Here is a 21,895-nt window from a genome sequence, read left to right as displayed (position 1 = left end):
GTAAATGCGGGAGAATCAAGGCAGCCGCTGTCCCGTCGCTTCTCCGTTGCGCCGATGATGGATTGGACCGACCACCATTGCCGCTTCTTCCTGCGCCTGCTCTCCAAACACGCGTTGCTCTACACCGAGATGGTCACCACCGGCGCGTTGCTGCACGGCGACAGCGCGCGGTTCTTGCAGCATGACGAGACCGAGCATCCCTTGGCGCTGCAGTTGGGTGGCAGTACGGCGGCGGATCTGGCGGCGTGTGCGCGGATGGCGGAAGGGGTGGGGTATGACGAGGTCAATCTGAATGTCGGCTGCCCGAGTGATCGGGTGCAGAACAACATGATCGGCGCGTGCCTGATGGGGCATCCGGAGTTGGTGGCGGATTGTGTTAAAGCGATGCGCGATGCGGTGAGCATTCCGGTCACGGTCAAGCACCGTATCGGGATCAATGGTCGTGACAGTTATGAGCAACTGTGTGATTTCGTCGGCAAGGTGCATGAGGCAGGTTGCCAGAGTTTTACGGTGCATGCGCGAATCGCGATTCTCGAGGGTCTGTCGCCGAAGGAGAATCGGGACATTCCGCCGCTGCGTTATGACGTGGTTGCGCAATTGAAGAAGGATTTCCCACAGCTTGAGATCGTCCTCAACGGCGGTATCAAGACGCTGGAGCAGTGCCAGGAGCATCTGCAGACCTTCGACGGCGTGATGCTGGGCCGTGAGGCGTATCACAATCCCTACCTGCTGGCGGAAGTGGATCAGCAACTGTTCGGCAGCACCGCGCCGGTTATCAGTCGCGCCGAAGCGCTGGAGGCACTGCGGCCTTACATCGAGGCGCATCTGGCCAGTGGCGGCAACATGCACCACATCACCCGGCACGTGCTCGGGCTCGCTCAGGGCTTCCCGGGCGCGCGACGTTTTCGGCAGTTGCTCTCGGTCGATATCCACAAGCATGAAAACCCGTTGATGCTGCTGGATCAGGCGGCAGCGTTCCTCGAAGGTCGCTAAAGGCGAGCAAACAGGTGTTTTCTCAGTGACGTCTGGCAGTCCAGGCGTCGCCTGCTTGCGCTGGATCAAATCAACCGTTCTTTCCTGTAGCTGCGCCGCCCGGCTCAGGCTATGTTGACGGCATAATCCAACAAGGAAAGCCGCCATGCATAAAGTTCTTGTTCCTTTCGACGGTTCCGAGCACGCGATGCGGGCTGTCGGGTATGTCATTGAGTTGTCTGCCGATCTCAAAAAGCCGCTTGAGGTTCATCTGCTGAACGTGCAGGCCAGTCCAATCGATTACAGCCTCTATCTGGCACCGGACATGATCGAGGGTGTGAAGGCCGGCCTGAACAACGAAGGCAAACGTGTGCTGGATGATGCGATCGAACTGCTGACCGCTGCCGGAACACCCTTTCAGGCGCACGTCGATCTGGGAAATGTTGCGGAGCAGGTCGAGGCGCAGGTGCAGAAGCTGGGTTGCGACGTGATCGTCATGGGCACCCGTGGGTTGAGCAGCGTGACGGGCCTGTTGCTGGGCTCGGTCGCCACGCGGGTAATTCATGAAGCGTCAGTGCCGGTGACGCTTATCAAGTAAGCCGTCGGCTATTGCTGTGCCAGCGAACGTGGCTGGCGCAGCAGTTCTATATGCTCGGGCGGCACCAGCTTGCGCAGGGTCTTGTACAGCGCCCGTGTTTCCAGCAGGTTCCAGATCCGCAGCATGGTTTCCAGCGCATCCAGCGGTTTGCTGATGAAGTCCCGTGCACCCAGTGCCAGGGCGCGCAGGCGAGTGTCACGTGTGGCGTCGGCAGTCAGAACCATGATCGGCACATAATCATTGGTGGGAATGCGCCGGTTCAGTTGCTCAAGGACCGCAAAGCCGTCGAACTCGGGCATGTGCAGGTCCAGTACCACCAAATCCGGCTCGAAACTGTTGAACAGGTCCAGCGTACGCAATGGCTCGGTACTGCTCAGTACGTTCGTCAGTCCTTCCCGGGCGAGCAGTTGCTCCATCAACTCAAGGTTGGGGCGCTGATCATCAATGATCAGGATACGGAAATCTCCGGTCATGTCGGCTCCGGTATGTATTGATCCAGATACGCGAGAAAGGCCGGCACCTGGATGGGTTTGGTCAGGATGGCGGTTGCGCCGGCCGCTTGCAAGGTTCGCTGAACGGTGTCGCTGGCGTCGGCGGTGATCATCAGGATCGGCGTATGCGCGGTCGCAGGCAGGCGTCTCAGACGCTGCAGGACCTCCAGCCCTTGAAGGTCCGGCAGATTCAGGTCCAGCAGGATCAATTGCGGGGCATGCTGCCTGGCCAGGTCCAGACCCAGTTGCCCCTGCATGCTCGACAGCAGCCGAATGCCCGGCCTGCGCTGCAGCAGCGTTTCTATCAGCGCCATGCTCGACAGATTGTCCTCGATGCACAGCACCTTGCCGTGATAGTCGGCAGTGGCAGGGCGTTGCACAGCCGGTAGCAGTTCGGTCGGACGCGGTGCGGGTGCGACGGGAGCCTGCACTTGAACGTGAGGCAGTCTCAGGGTGAAGCGGCTGCCCTGTCCGGGCGTGCTTTCCACCGACAGCTGACCCTGCATCATCTCGAGCATGCTTTTGCTCAGCGCCAGACCCAGGCCGGTGCCTTCAACATTCGGATCGGCACCCAGGCGCTCGAACGGCTTGAACAGCTGATCAATGCGTTCGGCAGCGATGCCGTGGCCGGTGTCGATGACGGTTACGGTCGTGTGCTCATCCAGTTGCTCGACTTCGATCTGCACCTGACCATGGGGCCGGTTGTACTTGATGGCGTTGGACAGCAGGTTGAGCAGCACCTGAATCAGGCGTTGGCGGTCGGCGATCACGCCAAGTTCGTCCGGCATGTCGGGCAGTTCGATCAGCCGGATGTTGCCGTCCGCCGCCATCGGCGAAACCAGCACCAGCGCTTCCTGAAGCACTGCCGACAGGGCGACCGGTTCCAGGCTCAGGGACAGGTGGCCGGCTTCGATACGGGCGATGTCCAGGACTTCATTGATCAGCTTCAGCAAATGCTGACCGGCACGCAGGATGTGCCCGACCTGCGGCCGCTGGCTTGCCGTCGAATCCATGTCCAGCAACTGGGCAAATCCCAGAATCGAGTTCAGCGGCGTGCGCAACTCGTGACTCATGCGCGAAAGAAACTCGCTCTTCGCCCGGCTGGCGCGTTCGGCTTCTTCGCGGGCCGTACCCAGCGCGATCTCTGCGGCACGGCGGTCGGTGATGTCTCGGGTGATCTTGGAGAAACCACGCAGTTCGCCGTTGCCGTCGTACTGTGCTGTGATCACCACGCTGGCCCAGAAACGGCTGCCGTCCTTGCGGCAGCGCCAGCCTTCTTCCATGTAATGCCCTTCGACCCTGGCTTCATGCAACGCCATGTCCGGATGCTGCGGGCACTCCTCTGGCTGGTAGAAAACAGAGAAGTGCTGACCGATGATTTCCTGCTCGGTGTAGCCCTTGATGCGCTCGGCACCGGCGTTCCAGGTGGTGATGTAGCCGTGCTTATCCAGCGCGAAAATGCCGTAGTCCTTCACGCCTTCAATGATGAGCCGCAGGCGTTCTTCGTTGTCCCGCAGGGCGCGCTCACGCTCGGCAAGCAATTGCCCGGCTTCGACCAGACGCGTGCTCAACTGACCGATCTCGTCTTTTTCGGGAGGTTGTGGCCGCAAGGGATGTCCGAGCGCCAAGCGTTGGGCGTTGCGCTGCACCTGCTGGACCCGCGTGACGATGCCTCGCGACAGCATGAGCACCGCCAGAATGGCGCCGATGATGCCGCAGGCGGCGGCCAGCAGCGTGGACAGCAACAGTTGCTGGCGAGTGGCCGACGCGGCGGCAGTGCGTTCGGCCAGCAGCGTGTCCTCGCGCTCGCGCATGGTGCTGATGCGTTCGCGCAATTGATCGAGTACGTATTTGTTTTCAATCAGGATGCGCGTGATATTTTCCGGTACATCCAGGCTGAGTGCCTGCAGTTTTGCCAGTCCATCCGCCTTGGCGTGGATCAGGGGTTCGATCGACGTCAGATACGCGCGCATCTGCTCGTCCTGGATATTGGCATCGAGCCGCACCAGCGCCGCGTCGATCAGCGGTTGCGCGTTCAGATAACCAGGCAGGAAATCCGCCTGCCGGGTCAGCAGGTAGCCGCGCACGCTGGCGGCCGCTTCGGCAATCTGGGTGTGCACCGTTTGAATGTCACCCTGCACCAGCAGTGCTCGACGCACATCCTCTTCAGCCTGCGCGGTCTGGCGCTCGGCGTGATAGATCAACCCCAGCGAGGACATCAACACCACCAGCGGCATCGAAATCGCCAGCAGTGCCTTGCCACGCAGGGGGAGATCCTGCCAGCGGCTGGTGGACAGTGCTGTCATTGCCAGTCGCCCGGTGCCTGAGTGACCAGTCCCAGCGCCACACCACGCACGGCCGCCTGGGTGCGATCAGATGCGCCGAGCTTGCCGATCACCTTTTCCACGTGAGCCTTGGCAGTCCCGGTGGTGATGCCCAGTTTTTCGCCGATCTCCCGGTTGCTGAAACCGCCTGCCACCAGCCCCAGCACCTGGCGCTCGCGAGGCGTCAGGGCTTCGGGCAGTGACGCGCCGCTGGTGTTGCGCTCGGTCATGCGGCGCAGCAGGCGTGCGCTGACCGCACTGTTCAAAGCCTCTTCACCACGTGCCACGCGTTGCAGGCTGGCAATCACCTCATCGCGGCTGGCGTCCTTGAGCAAGTAGCCCACGGCACCGGCGCTGATCGCCGCTTCCAGGTGATCGGTGCTGTCGTCCATGGTGAAGATCACCACCTTGAGCTTCGGCATGCGTTGCTGCAGAAGCCGGGCTGCGCCCAGTCCGTTGAGCACCGGCATGCGGATGTCGAGTATCGCGATGTCCGGTTGCAGTTCTTCGCAGAGCTCAATGGCCTGCTGGCCGTTGGCGGCCTGGCCAACCACTTCGAATTCCGGATGTCCTGCCAGCAGCGAGACGAATCCGGTACGGGTCACTTCATGGTCGTCCGCAAGGACCAGTCGCAGGGTGTCAGTCATTGAATTGCCTTGTCAGCAGTGAAAGGGACGGTCGCGCGCAATCGCGTACCGCAATCGGGACGGCTGACACAGGTCAGGCGGCCACCCATCAGGCTGGCGCGCTCCTGCATGGCCACCAGCCCCAGTTTCTGAACGCCGCTGCCGTCGCTGCGCTGATCGGTCACGAAACCGCGGCCATTATCCTCGAGCAGCAGCGAAACGTTACTGTCACTGATGTCCAGTGCCAGCTGCACGCTGCCAGCCCCCGAATGTTTGAGCACATTGTTGATGCCTTCCTGAGCGATGCGAAACAGGCCGATCTCCAGATGGCTGGGCAGGCGGACCATCGAGCGCGAGCTCCAGTGCACGGCAATGCCGGCTTCGCGCAGGCGATCGGCTTCCTTGTCGACCGCCTGAAGCAGGCCGAAGTCATCGAGCACGGTAGGGCGCAGACCGCTGATCAACTGCCGTCCTTCGCCCACGCAGTGTTGCGCCAGATTGAGGATGGCCTGCAGGTCGGCGCTCATGGGCTCCGGCAGTTCCGGGCAGCGCCCGGCGAAACCTTGCAGACGCTGATGCAGTCCGGCGAGGGTCTGTGCCAGACCGTCATGCAGGTCATAGGCCATGCGCTTGCGTTCGTCTTCCTGAGCAGTGAACAACTGATGAACCAGTTCGGACATGGTCCGCTCCCGCGCCACCAGCGCTTCGAGCAGGCGGTTGTTCTCCAGATGCGCCGCCAGCAGCGTGGCGAGCAGTTGCAGGGATTCAATGTCTTCGTTGTCCGGAGCATTGATCCCGACGCTGTTGGCGAGCAGCAGCGTGCCGAACGCGCCTTCATCTGCACCGCGCAACGGCAGCATCAGCACGCTGGGCAGTCGGTCTTGCGGACAATCCAGCCATTGCGGGCCGACGGCCAGGGTGTCGGTCACCTTGTCCATCGAGTTCAAGCGTTCCTTGCTGCCGTGGCTGGCCGTGATCGTGACTACGTTATCGCTGTTCCACTCAAGCAGCAGACCATGGTCCATGGCCACGAAGGCACAGGCCCGCTGCAGCACCCGCTGGCGCATGGCTTCGGGCGGCAGCTGAGTCAGTTCCTGACCCGTGTCCACCAGAAGTCGCAGACGTGCGGCACGGCTTTGTGACTGGCGATACTGGGTACGGATCGCCAGGGCACTTGCCGGGTCATGGGGAGGGCTTTGCATAGGGGAGGGCTCCAGCGAAGGGTGATGCGCGCGCGAGCACACCTTGAGTACAGCCATTAGAACGCGTAAGGCGATTGTGCGCCTATCTGCCAGTTGGCATAGGCAAATAACCCCGTTCGGCCGATGGAGCAAACAGCGCTACAGGGCAAATTGGCAACCACTGAATCCCTGAACCGATTACCCCGTAGGAGAGTTGCAATGAAACTGAAATTGACCGCCCTGGCCCTGTTCCTCGCTGTTAGCGCCCCAATGGTTCAGGCAGCTGCCGAACCGGCCGGCGGTTACACCTACCGCATGGTGGCCGAGCAGCCAAGCAACGTAAACGATAAAGAGATTGCAGGTCTGTTCGACCGCTGGAACAAGGCTTTGAAAACCGGCAATCCGCAGACCGTTGTCTCTCTCTACGCCAAGGATGCGGTGCTGCAGCCGACTGTCTCGAACAAGGTGCGAGCCAACCCGGCCGAAATCAAGGACTACTTCGAGCACTTCCTGGCCCTGAAGCCGGTCGGTGAGATCAACTACCGGGAAATCCGCCGTCTGGGTCCGGATGCAGCAGTGGACAGCGGTGTCTACACCTTCACCCTGACGTCGGCCGAAGGCAAGCAGAGCAAGGTCCAGGCTCGCTATACCTTCCTTTACCATCGTGTCGGCAACGAGTGGAAGATCTTGAACCACCACTCCTCGGCCATGCCGGAAGTGCAGCCTGAGTACCAGGTCAGCCGCTGATAAAAAGCGTCGAGCCAAAACGAAAAATCCGGAGCCCAGGCTCCGGATTTTTTTGTCGTCTGAAAAGGCTCAAGGCTCGGTTCTGACGCCGTTGACCTTGCGACAGTGAATCAGCGCATCGCGAATCATGAAGTTGACCAGGGTAGGTGAAACGCCCAGTTCCTTGGCGATGTCCTTTTGCGGTACACCGTGCAGGCGATACATCTCGAACGCGTAACGGGTGCGGGGTGGCAGCTCCGAAAGCGCGTCGGCAATTTTTTCCAGACTCGAGAAGTTGATGTGCGACGTTTCCGGTGACGCGCCCTGAATCACCACATTCAAACCCTCTGCCTCGGGGCCGGTGTATCGCTGCTCCAGTGCCTGCTTGCGGTAGTGGTCGATGGCCAGATTGCGCACGATCTGAAACAGATAGCTGAGCTGAGCCTTGAACGTCAGTGTGACCTGAGGGGCCGAACGCAGCCTGAAGTAAGCGTCCTGAACCACATCCTCGGCACGGGACCGACAACCCACGATGCGTGCGGCAATCTTGACCAGCAGCAGGTAATTGTCGACGAAAGCCTGTAGGAGGGGTGAATCGCACTTACTTGTGAATACTTGTTCCGTCATGGAATTCACCTTGCTGCAAAGTCATTGGAGGGGAGCGGCCTTGTGGGTCGCGCCATCACGTGGGGCGATAAATTAGTCTTAATGATAATTATTGTCAAATGCGAAAGCGCATCAGCGCACTTTAAAGGGGCGATTCCGACCAGCGCGCCCGACACGCGTGCAAGGCGGCCGAATGCGACTAATTATTTCCGAACGCCGTCCGTTCTCATTGATGACAGGCCCGCCCATGGCGCAGGCCGGGGATGACATCAGGAGAACACCATGCGTATCAATCGCGCGCATCTAGGCTTTTACACCGGATCCAATGGACGGACGGCCCTGATATGAACAGCTCTACAGGCATGAAGCTGTTCTGCCTGCCGTATTCCGGTGCCAGCGCGATGTTCTACAGCCCTTGGCGGCGCACGTTGCCGGACTGGCTGAATGTGCGCCCGCTGGAACTGCCGGGCCGCGGCATGCGCATGGCGGAGCCGTTGCAGACGGATATCGTGCAACTGGCCGGTCAACTGGCCGATGAAATCGCCGCCGAACTCGACACCCCTTATGCGCTGTTCGGGCACAGCCTGGGCGGACTGCTGGCCTTCGAACTGGCGCATGCACTGCGCGTTCGCGGGCTGCCCGCGCCGCTGGCGCTGTTCACCTCGGCCACGGCAGGGCCTGCGCGTCGCGACGTCAGTGACTACGCCGTGGCCAGGACCGATGCGCAATTGATCGACCGGCTTCGCACGCTCAAGGGTACCCGCGAAGAAGTGATCGCCAATGATGAACTCATGCAAATGATGCTGCCGATCCTGCGCGCCGATTTTCTGCTGTGTGGCAGCTTTGTCTATGGCGTGCGCGAGCCGCTGCAGATCCCCATTCACGTATTCGGCGGCAAGCAGGACAGCGTCAGCGTCGAAGAACTGCTCGACTGGCAGGAAGACGCCGCGACGGGGTTTTCTCTGGATATGTTCGAAGGCCACCACTTCTACCTGGTCGACGAGCAGGCTCAATTGCTACGCCATCTGCGGCGTTACGCCGAACAGCACCTGACTCGCTGGCGCAACAGCGCGGCTCGGCACCTGACCCGCGCAGCTGGCTGATGCCCGCTCGCCCGACGCGTCGCTGATCCTGCGATGCGCTTTTTTTTGATACCCAGACCCGCTCTGGCAAGCCGAATCCAGCAGGAAACCCATCATGGACGCTTTCGAACTCCCCGACACTCTGGCTCAGGCGCTGCAACGTCGCGCCGCGAAAACGCCTGACCAGTTGGCGCTGCGTTTTCTCACCGACGAAAACAGCCAGGGCCTGGTGTTGACCTACCGTGATCTGGACCTGCGTGCGCGCACCATTGCCGCCGCTCTGAAGCGTGAGGCAGTACCGGGAGATCGCGCGATTCTGTTGTTCCACAGCGGGCCGGATTACGTGGCAGCGTTCTTCGGTTGTCTGTATGCCGGGGTCATTGCCGTACCGGCCTATCCGCCGGAATCCAATCGCCGTCATCATCAGGAACGTCTGCTGTCGATCATCGGTGACGCTGAGCCGCGTCTGCTGCTGACCGGTTCCGACCTGAAATCCGCCTTGTTGCAAATGGACGAGCTGGCGGCTGCGGATGCGCCGCAACTGCTTTGTGTGGACACGCTGGACCGCGCCCTGGCCGAGGGTTGGCAAGGACCTGAATTGCAGGCCGATGACATCGCCTTTCTGCAGTACACCTCCGGCTCCACTGCCTTGCCCAAAGGCGTGCAGGTGAGCCATGGCAACCTGGTTGCCAACGAAATGCTGATCCGTCACGGCTTCGGCATTGACCTCAATCCCGACGATGTCATCGTCAGCTGGCTGCCGCTGTACCACGACATGGGCCTGATCGGCGGTCTGTTGCAGCCGATTTTCAGCGGCGTGCCCTGCGTACTGATGGCGCCTGCGTACTTTCTGACCCGCCCGTTGCGCTGGCTGGAAGCGATCAGCGAGTACGGCGGCACCATCAGCGGTGGACCGGATTTCGCCTATCAGCTGTGCAGCTCACGGGTCAGCGAGTCGGCGCTGGAGCGTCTGGACCTGAGTCGCTGGCGCGTCGCTTATTCAGGTTCCGAGCCGATCCGGCAGGACAGCCTCGACGCGTTTGCCGACAAGTTTGCCAGTTGTGGCTTCACGCCCGACAGCTTCATGGCGTCCTACGGGCTGGCCGAGGCCACGCTCTATGTGGCCGGAGGCAAGCGCGGCCACGGCATTCCGTCGTTGCGTCTGGACGAAGCGGCGCTGGCGCGCAACGTCGTGGAGCTGGGTGAGGGCAGTCCGGTGATGAGTTGCGGCACCGGTCAGCCGGGGCATGGCGTACTGATCGCAGACCCGAATACCTTGCAAACGCTGGACGATAACCACGTCGGTGAAGTCTGGGCGACCGGTCCGAGCATCGCCCATGGTTACTGGCGCAACCCTGAAGCGACGGCAAAGACCTTCGTCGAACATGACGGCCAGACCTGGCTGCGAACCGGCGATCTGGGTTTCCAGCGCCACGGCGAGCTGTATATCACTGGCCGCTTGAAAGACATGCTGATCGTGCGCGGGCAGAACCTCTATCCGCAGGACATCGAAAAAGTCGTCGAGCGCGACGTCGATGGGGTGCGCAAAGGCCGTATCGCCGCGTTCGCTGTGGCTCATGCGGGCATCGAAGGCATCGGCATTGCGGCTGAAGTCGGTCGCAGTGTGCAGAAAACCCTGCCACCCGAAGCCTTGATCAAGCTCATTCGACAAGCCGTGGCCGATGCATTCCAGGAAGCGCCGACGGTCGTTGTGTTGCTCAACCCTGGCGCGCTGCCCAAGACCTCCAGCGGCAAACTGCAACGTTCAGCCTGCCGCACGCGTCTGGCCGATGGCGGCCTGGACAGCTACGCGGTGTTTCCTGAAGGCACCGCAAGTCAGGTGGCGCAGGCGCATGCCACGGGTTCGCAGCTGCTGGCCAAAGTCGCCGACGTCTGGTGTGAGCAGTTGCAGCGCGAGCAGATCAGCGTGGATGACCACTTCTTCCTGCTGGGCGGCAACTCGATTGCCGCGACTCAGGTGGTGGCGAAGCTGCGTGAGGTGCTGGGCATCGACCTGAGCCTGCGTCTGCTGTTCGAAGCGCCGACCCTGGGTGCCTTTGTTGCACAGATCGAAGCGCTGCAACTGGCCGCACAACAAGGCGATGAGCCCAGCGAAAAAGCCATCACCCGCCTGCCGGGTGACGAGCACTTGCCGCAATCCCTGGCGCAGAACCGCCTGTGGTTTGTCTGGCAACTGGACCCGCACAGCAGCGCCTACAACATTCCCGGCGGTCTGCACTTGCGTGGCGAACTGGACCGCACGGCCTTGCGCGACAGCTTTCAGCGGCTGATCGAGCGGCATGAATCGCTGCGTACCCGCTTCTACGAACAGGACGGCGTAGCGCTGCAACGCATCGATCCGGCCGGTGAGTTTCAGTTACAGGTGCTGGACATCAGTGGCCTGTCTGGCGACGAGCGTCAAAACCGGGCGCTGGCGATTCGCGAAGAGCAGGCGCGTCAGCCGTTCGATTTACAGAACGGTCCGCTGCTACGCGTAACGCTGGTGCAACTGGACGACGAAGAACACCTGTTGCTGGTGACCCTGCACCACATCATCGCCGACGGCTGGTCGCTGAACGTGCTGATCGACGAATTCTCGCGCCTTTATGCGGCGGCTGTTCAAGGTCAGTCGCTTGAACTGGCTCCGCTGGCGCTGCGTTATGCCGACTACGGCCAGTGGCAGCGTGAATGGCTGGCGCATGGCGAGGCTGCGCGCCAGCTCGAGTACTGGAAGCAGCAACTGGGCGACGAGCAGCCAGTGCTCGCACTGAACACCGATCATCCGCGCTCGGCGCGCCAGCAGCACAGCGCCGACCGCTACAGCCTGCGCCTGAGTGCCGACTTGAGCGCCGCCGTGCGCAATACGGCGCAAGCCTGGCAATCGACGCCGTTCATGCTGTTGCTGGCCAGCTTCCAGACCCTGTTGCATCGCTACAGCGGACACACCGACATTCGCATCGGCGTGCCCGGTGCCAATCGTCCGCGTCATGAAACCCAGGGCTTGATCGGCTTTTTCATCAACACCCTGGTGTTGCGTGCGCAGCTCGATTCGCGCCAGCCATTCTCGGCATTGCTGGCCCAGACCCGTCAGACGGCGCTGGACGCTCAGGCGCATCAGGATGTGCCCTTCGATCAACTGGTCGAAGCCTTTGCGCAGGCCCGCGAGCACGGTCTGTTTCAAGTCATGTTCAACCATCAGCAGCGCGACCTGAGTGCCTTGCGCCGCTTGCCGGGATTACTCGCCGACGAATTGCCATGGCACAGCCGCGAAGCCAAGTTCGATCTGCAATTGCATAGCGAGGAAGACAGAAACGGTCGCCTGACGCTGTCTTTCGATTACGCCGACGAGCTGTTCGAGCGCGACACCATCGTGCGCATGGCGCAGCACTATGTACGGGTGCTGACTCAGGTCAGCCAGCACGCACAGATCGCGCTGGGTGATCTGCAACTGCTCGGCGATGACGAGCAGGCGCAACAGGCACAGTGGAGCGTTGCGCCCTGTGCGCCCGCGACGCGTTGGCTGCCTGAGCTGCTCAGCAATCAGGCCCGACAGACGCCGGAACGGATTGCGCTGATGTGGGAGGGCGGCAGCCTCGACTTCGCCAGCCTGCATGCTCAGGCCAACCGTCTGGCGCATTACCTGCGCGACAAGGGCGTCGGCCCGGATGTCAACGTCGCGATTGCCGCCGAGCGTTCGCCACAACTGCTGATCGGGCTGCTCGCGATTCTCAAGGCCGGTGGCGCGTACGTGCCGCTGGACCCGGATTACCCGACCGAACGCCTGGCCTACATGCTTGAGGACAGCGGCGTCGAACTGTTGTTGACCCAGAGCCATCTGCTGGGTGATCTGCCGAGCGCCGAGGGTGTCTGCACGGTGGCGATGGACACCCTGAACCTGGAAAGCTGGCCGGTCAGTGCGCCGGGCCTGCATTTGCAGGGCGATAACCTTGCGTACGTGATCTACACCTCAGGCTCCACCGGGCAACCCAAGGGCGTTGGCAACACCCACGCCGCGCTGGCCGAGCGCCTGCAGTGGATGCAGGCCACCTACGCGCTGGATGACAGCGACGTGCTGATGCAGAAAGCGCCAATCAGTTTCGACGTGTCAGTGTGGGAGTGTTTCTGGCCGCTGATAACCGGTTCCCGATTGCTGCTGGCCGGTCCCGGCGAGCACCGCGATCCGCATCGCATCGCGCAACTGGTCAGGGATTACGGCGTCACCACGCTGCACTTCGTGCCGCCGCTGTTGCAGGTGTTCATCGACGAACCGCTCACCCGGCAGTGCAACAGCCTGCGTCGTCTGTTCTCGGGCGGTGAAGCGTTGCCGAGTGAGCTGCGCAACCGGGTGCTGGAGCAACTGCCGAACGTGCAACTGCACAACCGCTATGGCCCGACCGAAACCGCGATCAACGTCAGCCACTGGCACTGCCAATTGGCGGACGGCGAGCGCTCGCCGATTGGCCGCCCGCTGGGCAACGTGCTGTGTCGCGTATTGGACGCCGAGCTGAATCCGGCGCCGCAAGGCGTCGCGGGTGAGCTGTGCATTGGCGGCATCGGTCTGGCACGAGGCTACCTGGATCGTCCTGCGCTGACAGCCGAACGTTTCGTGGCCGATCCGCTGGGCGAGGCGGGTGAGCGGCTGTATCGCACCGGCGATCGGGTGCGCTGGGGCAGTGATGGCGCGCTGGAATACCTGGGGCGTCTCGATCAGCAGGTCAAGCTGCGTGGCTTCCGGGTCGAACCGCAGGAAATCGAAGCGCGTTTGTTGGCTCAGCCGGGTATTGGCCATGCGGCGGTGCTGGTGCGTAAAACGGTCGCCGGTCCGCAACTGATCGGCTATTACACCGCAGCGTTTGAGGACCAAAGCGAAGCTGAACAGGCAGAGCGCATCAAGTCCGCACTGGCGCTGGAATTGCCGGATTACATGGTCCCGACGCAATTCGTGCGTCTGGACAGCATGCCCTTGAGCCCTACCGGCAAGCTCGACCGTCGCGCCTTGCCCGAACCGCAATGGCAGACCCGCGAGCACGTCGAGCCGCAGTCGGCGCTGCAAAAGCAGATCGCCGCCATCTGGCGCGAAGTGCTGGGTGTGCCGCGTGTCGGCTTGCGTGATGACTTCTTCACGCTGGGCGGCCATTCCTTGCTGGCCACCCAGATTATCTCCCGCGTGCGTCAGGCCTGCGACATCGACCTGCCGCTGCGCACACTGTTCGAGGCCAGCGAACTGGGTGCGTTCGCCGAGCAGATTGCGAGCATTCAGGCGTCCGGCGTACGCAGCAGCCTGCAACCGATTGCCCGCGTCGACCGCAGCCAGCCGGTGCCGTTGTCGTACTCGCAACAACGCATGTGGTTCCTCTGGCAGATGGAGCCGGACAGCCCGGCCTACAACGTGGGCGGCATGGCGCGCCTGAACGGCGTGCTGAACATCCAGCGTTTCGACGCGGCGCTGCAAGCGCTGATCCTGCGCCACGAAACCCTGCGCACCACCTTTCCCAGCGTCGATGGCGTGGCGTATCAGAACGTCTCGGAGCACACCGGTCTGCAGATGCGCTGGGAGGACATTTCCGCGCTGCCTGCCGAGGTTCGTCAGCAGCGGCTTCAGGCATTGGCCGACAGCGAAGCGCATCAGCCGTTTGATCTGGAAACCGGACCGCTGCTGCGCGCCTGTCTGGTCCGGGCAGGCGAGCTGGAACATTACTTCGTCCTGACCCTGCACCACATCGTCACCGAAGGCTGGGCGATGGACATTTTCGCTCGCGAACTGGGGCTGTTGTACGAAGCCTTTCTTGAAGGCAAGCCGTCGCCACTGGATCCGTTGGCGGTTCAGTATCTGGATTACAGCGTCTGGCAACGCCGGTGGATGGAAGCGGGCGAGCGTCAGCGCCAACTGGATTACTGGACCGCGCAACTGGGCAACGAGCATCCACTGTTGGAACTGCCCGGCGACCGTCCGCGTCCGCCGGTACAGAGCCATCAGGGCGAGTTGTACCGTTTTGATCTGCAAGCCGATCTGGCCGCCAGGGTTCGCGCGTTCAACGCACAGAACGGCCTGACCCTGTTCATGACCATGACCGCCACGCTGGCGGTGCTGCTCTACCGTTACAGCGGCCAGACCGACCTGCGCATCGGCGCGCCGGTGGCCAATCGGATTCGCCCGGAAAGCGAAGGCCTGATCGGCGCGTTCCTCAACACCCAGGTGCTGCGTGTGCAGCTCGACGGGCAGATGAGCGTGGCCCAGTTGTTCGAGCAGGTCCGGCATACGGTCATCGAAGGCCAGTCGCATCAGGACCTGCCGTTCGACCATCTGGTCGAAGCCCTGCAACCGCCGCGCAGTGCAGCTTACAACCCGCTGTTCCAGGTGATGTGCAACGTGCAGCGCTGGGAATTCCAGCAGAGCCGTGAGCTGGCCGGGATGACGGTCGAGTATCTGGTCAACGATGCGCGGGCGACCAAGTTCGACCTCAATCTGGAAGTCACCGAACTGGATCATCGTCTGGGTTGCTGCCTGACTTACAGCACCGACCTGTTCGACGAGCCGCGCATCGCCAAAATGGCCGAGCACTGGCTCAACCTGCTGCAAGCCTTGCTGGCCGATCCGCAGCAACGCCTCAGCGAACTGCCGCTGTTGCAGGACGCCGAGCGTCAGCAACTGCTCGACAGTCTGGGCGTCGAAGCGGGCGAGCAGCGCCTGGATCAGTGCATTCATGAGCTTTTTGCCGAGCAGGCGCGCCTGCGTTCGAACGCGCCAGCGCTGACCTTTGCGGGCGAAACCCTGAGCTACGCCGAACTGGACAGCCGGGCCAACCAACTGGCGCGGGTGCTGCGCGAGCGGGGTGTCGGGCCGCAGGTGCGTGTCGGTCTGGCGCTGGAGCGTTCGCAGCACATGGTGATCGGCCTGCTGGCGATCCTCAAGGCTGGTGGCGCCTATGTACCGCTGGATCCGGAATACCCGTTGGAGCGCTTGCAGTACATGATCGAAGACAGCGGCGTCGGCCTGCTGTTGAGTGATCGCGCACTGTTTGCCGCCCTCGGCGAGCTGCCTGATGACGTGGCGCGCTGGTGTCTGGAGGATGACCTGCCATTGCTGGATGGCTACTCGCACGACGAACTGCCGTTCCTCAGCCTGCCGCAGCATCAGGCGTACCTGATCTACACATCGGGCTCGACCGGCAAGCCAAAAGGCGTGGTGGTGTCCCATGGCGAAATCGCCATGCACTGCCAGGCGGTGATCCGACGCTTCGACATGCAGCCTGACGACTGCGAGCTGCATTTCTATTCGATCAATTTCGATGCGGCCACCGAACGTCTGCTGGTGCCGCTGCTTGCCGGTGCACGTGTGGTGCTGCGGGCGCAGGGGCAGTGGGACGCCGAAGAAATCTGCGGCCTGATCCGTGAGCAACAGGTCAATATTCTCGGTTTCACCCCGAGCTACGGCAGCCAGCTGGCGCAATGGCTGGCGACACAGGGTCAAACCCTGCCGGTGCGCATGTGTATCACCGGCGGCGAAGCGCTGACTGGCGAGCACCTGCATCGCATTCGTGCGGTGTTCCAGCCGGAGCTGTTCTTCAATGCCTACGGCCCGACGGAAACCGTGGTCATGCCGCTGGCGAGTCTGGCGCCGCAGCAATTGCCGGAAGGCGAGGCCAGCGTGCCGATTGGTCAGGTGGTGGGCGCGCGCGTCGCCTACATCCTTGATGCCGATCTGGCTCTGGTGCCGCAGGGCGCAAGTGGCGAGTTGTACATTGGCGGACCGGGTCTGGCGCAGGGGTATCACCAGCGTCCGGGCATGACCGCCGAGCGCTTCGTGGCCGATCCGTTCAGCGGGCAGGGCGGGCGTCTGTATCGCACCGGCGATCTGGTGCGCCAGCGTGCCGACGGGCTTGTGGAATACCTGGGCCGAATCGACCATCAGGTCAAAATTCGCGGCTTCCGCATCGAGCTGGGCGAAATCGAGACCCGCCTGCTGGAACACGGGCGCGTGCGCGAGGCCGTGGTGCTGTCGCTGGATACGCCGTCAGGCAAGCAATTGGCGGGTTATCTGGTCACTGACGTGGCCGCGCAGGATGCCGGGCAACAGGCGCATCTGCGTGACTCGCTCAAAGCGCACCTCAAGGCGCAACTGCCGGATTACATGGTGCCTGCGCACCTGATTCTGCTGGACAGCATGCCGCTGACGGCCAACGGCAAACTCGACCGACGGGCCTTGCCCGCGCCGGACCCCGAGCTCAATCGTCAGCACTACGTGGCGCCGGTCAGCGACCTCGAGCAGCAACTGGCGGCGATCTGGTGCGCAGTGCTGAACGTGGCGCAGGTCGGGCTCGACGACAACTTCTTCGAGCTGGGCGGCGATTCGATTCTGTCGATTCAGGTGGTCAGTCGGGCGCGTCAGGCGGGCATTCATTTCACACCACGTGATCTGTTTCAGCATCAGACCGTATATACCCTTGCTGCCGTAGCAACGACTCAGCAGTTGATCCAGGCCGAACAGGGTCGGGTGAGCGGCGAATCGGGCTTCACGCCGATTCAGCACTGGTTTTTCGACACGCCGATTCCAGAGCGTCAGCACTGGAATCAGGCGCTGGTGCTAGAGCCTGTCGCCCGGTTGAACGCGCAGACGCTGGAACTCGCGTTGCACGCTGTGCTCGAACAGCACGATGCCCTGAGGCTCGGATTCGAGGAGCAGCGCGGTCATTGGCGCGCCGAGCATCGCGCAGTGGTCACGCATGACGCGCTGCTGATCCACGCGCAGGTGGTGCAGATGGACGAATGCGCCGCGCTGTTCGAACAGGCCCAGCGCAGCCTTGATCTGCAGAGCGGTCCGCTGTTGCGTGCCGTACTGGTCGATGGGCCGCAGGGGCAGCAACGGCTGCTAGTGGTCATTCATCACCTGGTCGTCGATGGTGTGTCCTGGCGCGTGCTGCTCGACGATGTGCAGACGTCTTATCGGCAGCTCAGCGAAAACCAGCCGGTTCGTTTGCCGGCCAAGACCAGTGCCTTCCGGGACTGGGCGAGTCGCCTGCAGGCCTATGCCGGCAGCGAGTCGTTGCGTGAAGAGCTTCAATGGTGGCAACGCCAGCTCAGCGGTCCGACCGCAGCGCTGCCGTGCCATGCCCCGCAGGGCGGTCAGCAGAATCGTCACGCCCGAACCCTCAGCGTGCGATTGGACTCCAGTAGCACCCGGCATCTGCTGCAACAGGCGCCGAGCGCCTACCGGACCCAGGTCAACGACTTGCTGCTGACCGCATTGGCGCTAGTGGTATGCCGATGGAGCGGGCAAGTCTCGACCCTGATCCAGCTCGAAGGGCACGGCCGCGAAACCCTGTTCGATGACATTGACCTGACCCGCACCGTCGGCTGGTTCACCAGTGCCTATCCGTTGCGCCTGACCCCTGCGCTCGACCATGCCGAACCGGGTGAGTCCATCAAGGCCATCAAGGAACAGCTGCGTCAGGTGCCGCACAAGGGGTTGGGTTACGGGGTGCTGCGCTATCTGGCCGATGAGGGCAGTCGCAGCGCCATGCAGGCGTTGCCGGTCGCCCCGATCACCTTCAACTACCTGGGCCAGTTCGACCAGAGCTTCGCTGACGACGCGCTGTTCCGGCCGTTGGAAGATTCCGCTGGCGCGGCCCATGACCCCCATGCGCCGCTGCCCAACGAGCTGAGCATCGACAGTCAGGTGTACGGCGGCGAACTGGTGCTGCGCTGGACGTTCAGCGCCGAGCGTTATCTGCCTGAAGTCATTGAAGCCCTGGCGCAGGATTATCTGAAGCAGCTGCAGGCGCTGATCAGCCATTGCCTGACCGAAGGCAGCGGCGGTCTGACGCCGTCGGACTTCCCGCTGGCTGAACTGGATCAGGCGCAGCTGGACGCGTTACCGGTTCCGGCCGCCCGGATCGAAGACGTCTACCCGCTGACACCGATGCAGGAAGGCATGCTGCTGCACACGCTGCTGGAGCCGGGCACCGGCCTGTACTACATGCAGGACCGCTACCGCATCAACAGCGCGCTGGACCCGCAACGTTTCGCGCAAGCCTGGCAGGCGGTGATCGCTCGGCATGAAGCGCTGCGGGCCTCGTTCTGCTGGGACATCGGCGAAACCATGTTGCAGGTCATTCACAAACCGGGCGATACGCCCATCGATTACCTGGACTGGCGCGACGTGGCCAGCGACCAGCAGGAACCGCGACTGCAGGCCCTGCTCAAGTCCGAACGTGAGGCCGGGTTCGATCTGCTGCGTCAACCGCCGTTCCACCTGCGCCTGATCCGTGTGGACGAGGCGCGCTACTGGTTCATGATGAGCAACCACCACATCCTCATCGATGCCTGGTGCCGCTCGCTGCTGATGAACGATTTTTTCGACATTTACACTGCGCTGGGCGAGGGCCGTGACGCGCAATTGGCGCCCGCGCCACGTTATCGCGACTACATCGGCTGGCTGCAACGCCGGGGGCTGACGCAGGCTCGCGACTGGTGGCGTCAGAATCTGGCGGGCTTCGAACGGCCGACGCCGATTCCGAGCGACCGTCCGTTCCTGCGGGAACACGCGGGCGAGAGCGGCGGTATGGTGGTCGGCGACTGCTACACCCGTCTCGATGTCGCGGACGGCGCACGGCTGCGTGAACTGGCGCAGCAGCACCAACTGACCGTCAACACCTTCGCCCAGGCCGCGTGGGCCTTGACCCTGCGGCGTATGAGCGGCGATCGCGACGTCGTGTTCGGTGTCACCGTGGCGGGCCGTCCGGTGGAATTGCCGCAGATGCAGCGCACCGTCGGGCTGTTCATCAACACCATTGCGCTGCGCATCGGCATGCCGGGGGACGAGCAGCGTTGCAGCGTGCGCCAGTGGCTGAGTCAGTTGCTGGACAGCAACATGCAACTGCGCGAGTACGAATACCTGCCGCTGGTGACCATTCAGGAAAACAGCGAGCTGCCCAAGGGCCAACCGCTATTCGACAGCCTGTTTGTCTTCGAGAACGCGCCGGTGGAAGTCTCGGTGCTGGACCGCGCCCAAAGCCTGAACGCCACCTCCGATTCAGGTCGCACCCACACCAACTACCCGCTGACGGCGGTCTGCTACCCCGGCGATGACCTGGGTCTGCACCTGTCCTACGACCAGCGCTATTTCGATGAGCCGACTGTGCAGGGCATGCTTGGCGAGTTCAAGCGCTTGCTGCTGGCGTTGGTCGAAGGCTTCCACGGCGACATGGCCGAGTTGGCGCTGCTCGGCGACCCGGAACGTGAATTCCTGCTGGAAGGCTGTAATCAGAGCGAGCGCGCCTACCCGCTGGAGCGCAGCTACGTCGAGTTGTTCGAGGCGCAGGTTGCCGCGCATCCCGAGCGCATCGCCGTCAGCTGTCTGGAACATCGCGCCAGCTATGTCGAGCTGAACCACTCTGCCAACCGACTGGGCCATGCCTTGATCGGGGCCGGTGTCGGGTTCGATCAGCCGATTGCGCTGCTGGCCGAGCGCGGGCCTGAGCTGTTGGGCATGATTATCGGCAGCTTCAAGGCCGGCGCCGGTTACCTGCCGCTGGACCCGGCGTTGCCGAATCCACGACTGACCGGGATCATCGTTCAGAGCCGTACGCCGGTTCTGGTGTGTACCGAGCACTGTGTGGGACAGGGCAGGGCCTTGCTGGAGGCGCTGCCCGAAGCCAATCGTCCGCACCTGCTGGTCTGGGAAACCGTGCAGCAGCAGGAAACCGCACAGCACAATCCGGGACGCTACAGCGCACCGGACAACCTGGCCTATGTGATCTTCACCTCGGGTTCGACCGGGCAACCGAAAGGCGTGATGGTCGAGCAGCGCGGCATGCTCAACAATCAGCTGAGCAAGGTGCCTTACCTGAACCTCAGCGCTGCCGATGTGATTGCCCAGACCGCTTCGCAGAGCTTCGACATCTCGGTCTGGCAGTTCCTCGCTGCGCCACTGTTTGGCGCCCGGGTCGATATCGTCCCCAACGACATCGCTCGCGATCCTCAGGCGCTGCTCAAACATGTTCAGGTGCAGGGCATCAGCGTGCTGGAAAGCGTGCCGTCACTGATCACCGGGCTGTTGGCCGAAGAGCAGGCGACGCTCGACGGACTGCGCTGGATGTTGCCGACGGGCGAGGCGATGCCGCCGGAACTGGCCAGCCAGTGGCTGCAACGCTATCCCGATATCGGGCTGGTGAATGCCTACGGTCCGGCTGAATGTTCGGACGATGTGGCGTTCTTCCGGGTCGATGCGGCGTCCACCCGTAGCACCTACCTGCCCATCGGCCTGCCGACCGACAACAACCGTTTGTATGTGCTCGATGAAGCGCTGGAGCTTGTGCCGCTGGGCGCCGTCGGTGAGCTCTGCGTGGCGGGTACAGGGGTCGGACGCGGTTATGTCGGCGATCCGCTGCGCACCGTGCCGGTGTTCGTGCCCAACCCGTTCGGTGCGCCGGGCGAGCGGCTGTATCGCACCGGCGATCTGGCACGCCGTCGCCGTGATGGCGTCCTGGAATACGTCGGTCGGGTCGACTATCAGGTCAAGATCCGTGGCTACCGCATCGAACTGGGCGAGATCGAAACCCGCTTGCAGGAGCATGCTGCGATTCGCGAATCGGTGGTGCTGGATATCGACGGTCCGCTGGGTAAGGTGCTCGCCGCCTATCTGGTGCCCAACGGTGTGGTGCAGGACCCCGACGCCTTGCGTGACGACCTGAAGAACCAGCTCAGGGCCAGCCTGCCGGACTACATGGTGCCCTCGCATATGGTGCTGCTGGAGCAGATGCCGCTGACCCCGAACGGCAAGCTGGACCGCAAGGCCCTGCCTGCGCCGGACGTCAGCCTGGCGCAGCAGGATTACGTCGCGCCACAAAGCGAAATGGAGCAGCAACTGACCGCGATCTGGGCCGATGTGCTCAAGGTGGAGCGGGTCGGTATCACCGACAACTTCTTCGAACTGGGCGGCCATTCACTGCTCGCCACCCAAGTGGTGACCCGTGCGCAGAAACAGTTGCAGCGCAACGTGCCACTAAGGGCAATGTTCGAGTTCAACACGGTTCAGGCGCTGGCACAGCATCTGGAAAGCCTGGGCGGACAGAAGGTCGACGAGCAGAAATTCGACCGGCTGGCCGACCTGATGGCGGAACTGGAAGGGCTCTGATCGGCCTGTCGTCGGGCCATCGGCCTTGCGGATGAAAAACTCGTTACCGGGTGTAAATCCGCAGGTCGCTGGCGCGTTTTCAAGTGAAGGAATAAATGCCTGAATCGGCCGGGGCCTGTACCCGGTCGACCCAGGTCATACAACGGTTTCGCTC

The 21,895-nt window shown here is 62.6% G+C and carries 10 protein-coding genes; 5 read left to right on the top strand and 5 right to left on the bottom strand.

Annotated features, from left to right (window positions below; translation table 11 throughout):
* Positions 1–27 precede the first annotated feature (27 nt).
* Together dusA and AO065_RS20330 are read left to right on the top strand one after the other, a co-directional pair.
* On the top strand, positions 28–993 hold the full coding sequence (dusA, locus tag AO065_RS20335) for a tRNA dihydrouridine(20/20a) synthase DusA (RefSeq protein ID WP_155737753.1): 966 nt from the start codon (positions 28–30) through the stop codon (positions 991–993).
* A 145-nt stretch (positions 994–1,138) separates the two neighbouring features.
* Positions 1,139–1,570, top strand: coding sequence for a universal stress protein (locus AO065_RS20330; protein ID WP_004881179.1), 432 nt, complete (start codon positions 1,139–1,141; stop codon positions 1,568–1,570).
* 8 nt (positions 1,571–1,578) lie between these two features.
* Here the strand turns inward: AO065_RS20330 and AO065_RS20325 are convergent, their stop codons facing one another.
* Genes AO065_RS20325 through AO065_RS20310 form a run of 4 tightly spaced genes read right to left on the bottom strand, consistent with a single transcriptional unit; the run spans position 1,579 to position 6,213 of the window.
* Positions 1,579–2,043 (bottom strand): response regulator, encoded by a 465-nt coding sequence (locus AO065_RS20325; RefSeq protein ID WP_004881182.1) that lies wholly within the window; start codon positions 2,041–2,043, stop codon positions 1,579–1,581.
* Positions 2,040–4,367: an ATP-binding protein gene (locus AO065_RS20320; protein ID WP_004881184.1), complete on the bottom strand. Its 2,328-nt coding sequence runs from the start codon at positions 4,365–4,367 to the stop codon at positions 2,040–2,042. The genes AO065_RS20325 and AO065_RS20320 overlap by 4 nt, the downstream gene beginning before the upstream one ends.
* Positions 4,364–5,032: a response regulator gene (locus tag AO065_RS20315; RefSeq protein WP_004881185.1), complete on the bottom strand. Its 669-nt coding sequence runs from the start codon at positions 5,030–5,032 to the stop codon at positions 4,364–4,366. Before AO065_RS20315 ends, AO065_RS20320 begins: the two co-directional genes overlap by 4 nt.
* Positions 5,029–6,213, bottom strand: a complete 1,185-nt coding sequence (locus tag AO065_RS20310; protein ID WP_004881188.1) for a sensor histidine kinase — start codon at positions 6,211–6,213, stop codon at positions 5,029–5,031. Before AO065_RS20310 ends, AO065_RS20315 begins: the two co-directional genes overlap by 4 nt.
* A 198-nt stretch (positions 6,214–6,411) precedes the next feature.
* Between AO065_RS20310 and AO065_RS20305 the strand changes: the two genes are divergently transcribed.
* Complete coding sequence (locus tag AO065_RS20305) at positions 6,412–6,939, top strand: SgcJ/EcaC family oxidoreductase (protein WP_004881189.1); 528 nt, start codon at positions 6,412–6,414, stop codon at positions 6,937–6,939.
* Between the two features lie 69 nt (positions 6,940–7,008).
* Here the strand turns inward: AO065_RS20305 and AO065_RS20300 are convergent, their stop codons facing one another.
* Positions 7,009–7,545 (bottom strand): RNA polymerase factor sigma-70, encoded by a 537-nt coding sequence (locus tag AO065_RS20300; RefSeq protein ID WP_004881192.1) that lies wholly within the window; start codon positions 7,543–7,545, stop codon positions 7,009–7,011.
* A gap of 323 nt (positions 7,546–7,868) precedes the next feature.
* Here AO065_RS20300 and AO065_RS20295 point away from each other — a divergent pair, with 323 nt between their 5' ends.
* Together AO065_RS20295 and AO065_RS20290 are read left to right on the top strand one after the other, a co-directional pair.
* Positions 7,869–8,627: a thioesterase II family protein gene (locus AO065_RS20295; RefSeq protein ID WP_004881194.1), complete on the top strand. Its 759-nt coding sequence runs from the start codon at positions 7,869–7,871 to the stop codon at positions 8,625–8,627.
* A gap of 94 nt (positions 8,628–8,721) precedes the next feature.
* Positions 8,722–21,741, top strand: a complete 13,020-nt coding sequence (locus AO065_RS20290) for a non-ribosomal peptide synthetase (protein ID WP_004881197.1) — start codon at positions 8,722–8,724, stop codon at positions 21,739–21,741.
* Positions 21,742–21,895 lie beyond the last annotated feature (154 nt).

Origin of the sequence: Pseudomonas viridiflava (assembly GCF_001642795.1) — a bacterium.
Taxonomy (GTDB): Bacteria; Pseudomonadota; Gammaproteobacteria; order Pseudomonadales; family Pseudomonadaceae; genus Aquipseudomonas; species Aquipseudomonas viridiflava.
The sequence above is the reverse complement of the archived record's forward strand: the minus strand, read 5'-3'. Positions and strand labels throughout refer to the sequence as shown.

Coding starts and splice junctions, on each gene's coding strand:
- AO065_RS20330 (WP_004881179.1), top strand. CDS start 1,139: ATGCATAAAGTTCTTGTTCCTTTCGACGGTTCCGAGCACGCGATGCGG.
- AO065_RS20325 (WP_004881182.1), bottom strand. CDS start 2,043: ATGACCGGAGATTTCCGTATCCTGATCATTGATGATCAGCGCCCCAAC.
- AO065_RS20320 (WP_004881184.1), bottom strand. CDS start 4,367: ATGACAGCACTGTCCACCAGCCGCTGGCAGGATCTCCCCCTGCGTGGC.
- AO065_RS20315 (WP_004881185.1), bottom strand. CDS start 5,032: ATGACTGACACCCTGCGACTGGTCCTTGCGGACGACCATGAAGTGACC.
- AO065_RS20310 (WP_004881188.1), bottom strand. CDS start 6,213: ATGCAAAGCCCTCCCCATGACCCGGCAAGTGCCCTGGCGATCCGTACC.
- AO065_RS20305 (WP_004881189.1), top strand. CDS start 6,412: ATGAAACTGAAATTGACCGCCCTGGCCCTGTTCCTCGCTGTTAGCGCC.
- AO065_RS20300 (WP_004881192.1), bottom strand. CDS start 7,545: ATGACGGAACAAGTATTCACAAGTAAGTGCGATTCACCCCTCCTACAG.
- AO065_RS20295 (WP_004881194.1), top strand. CDS start 7,869: ATGAACAGCTCTACAGGCATGAAGCTGTTCTGCCTGCCGTATTCCGGT.
- AO065_RS20290 (WP_004881197.1), top strand. CDS start 8,722: ATGGACGCTTTCGAACTCCCCGACACTCTGGCTCAGGCGCTGCAACGT.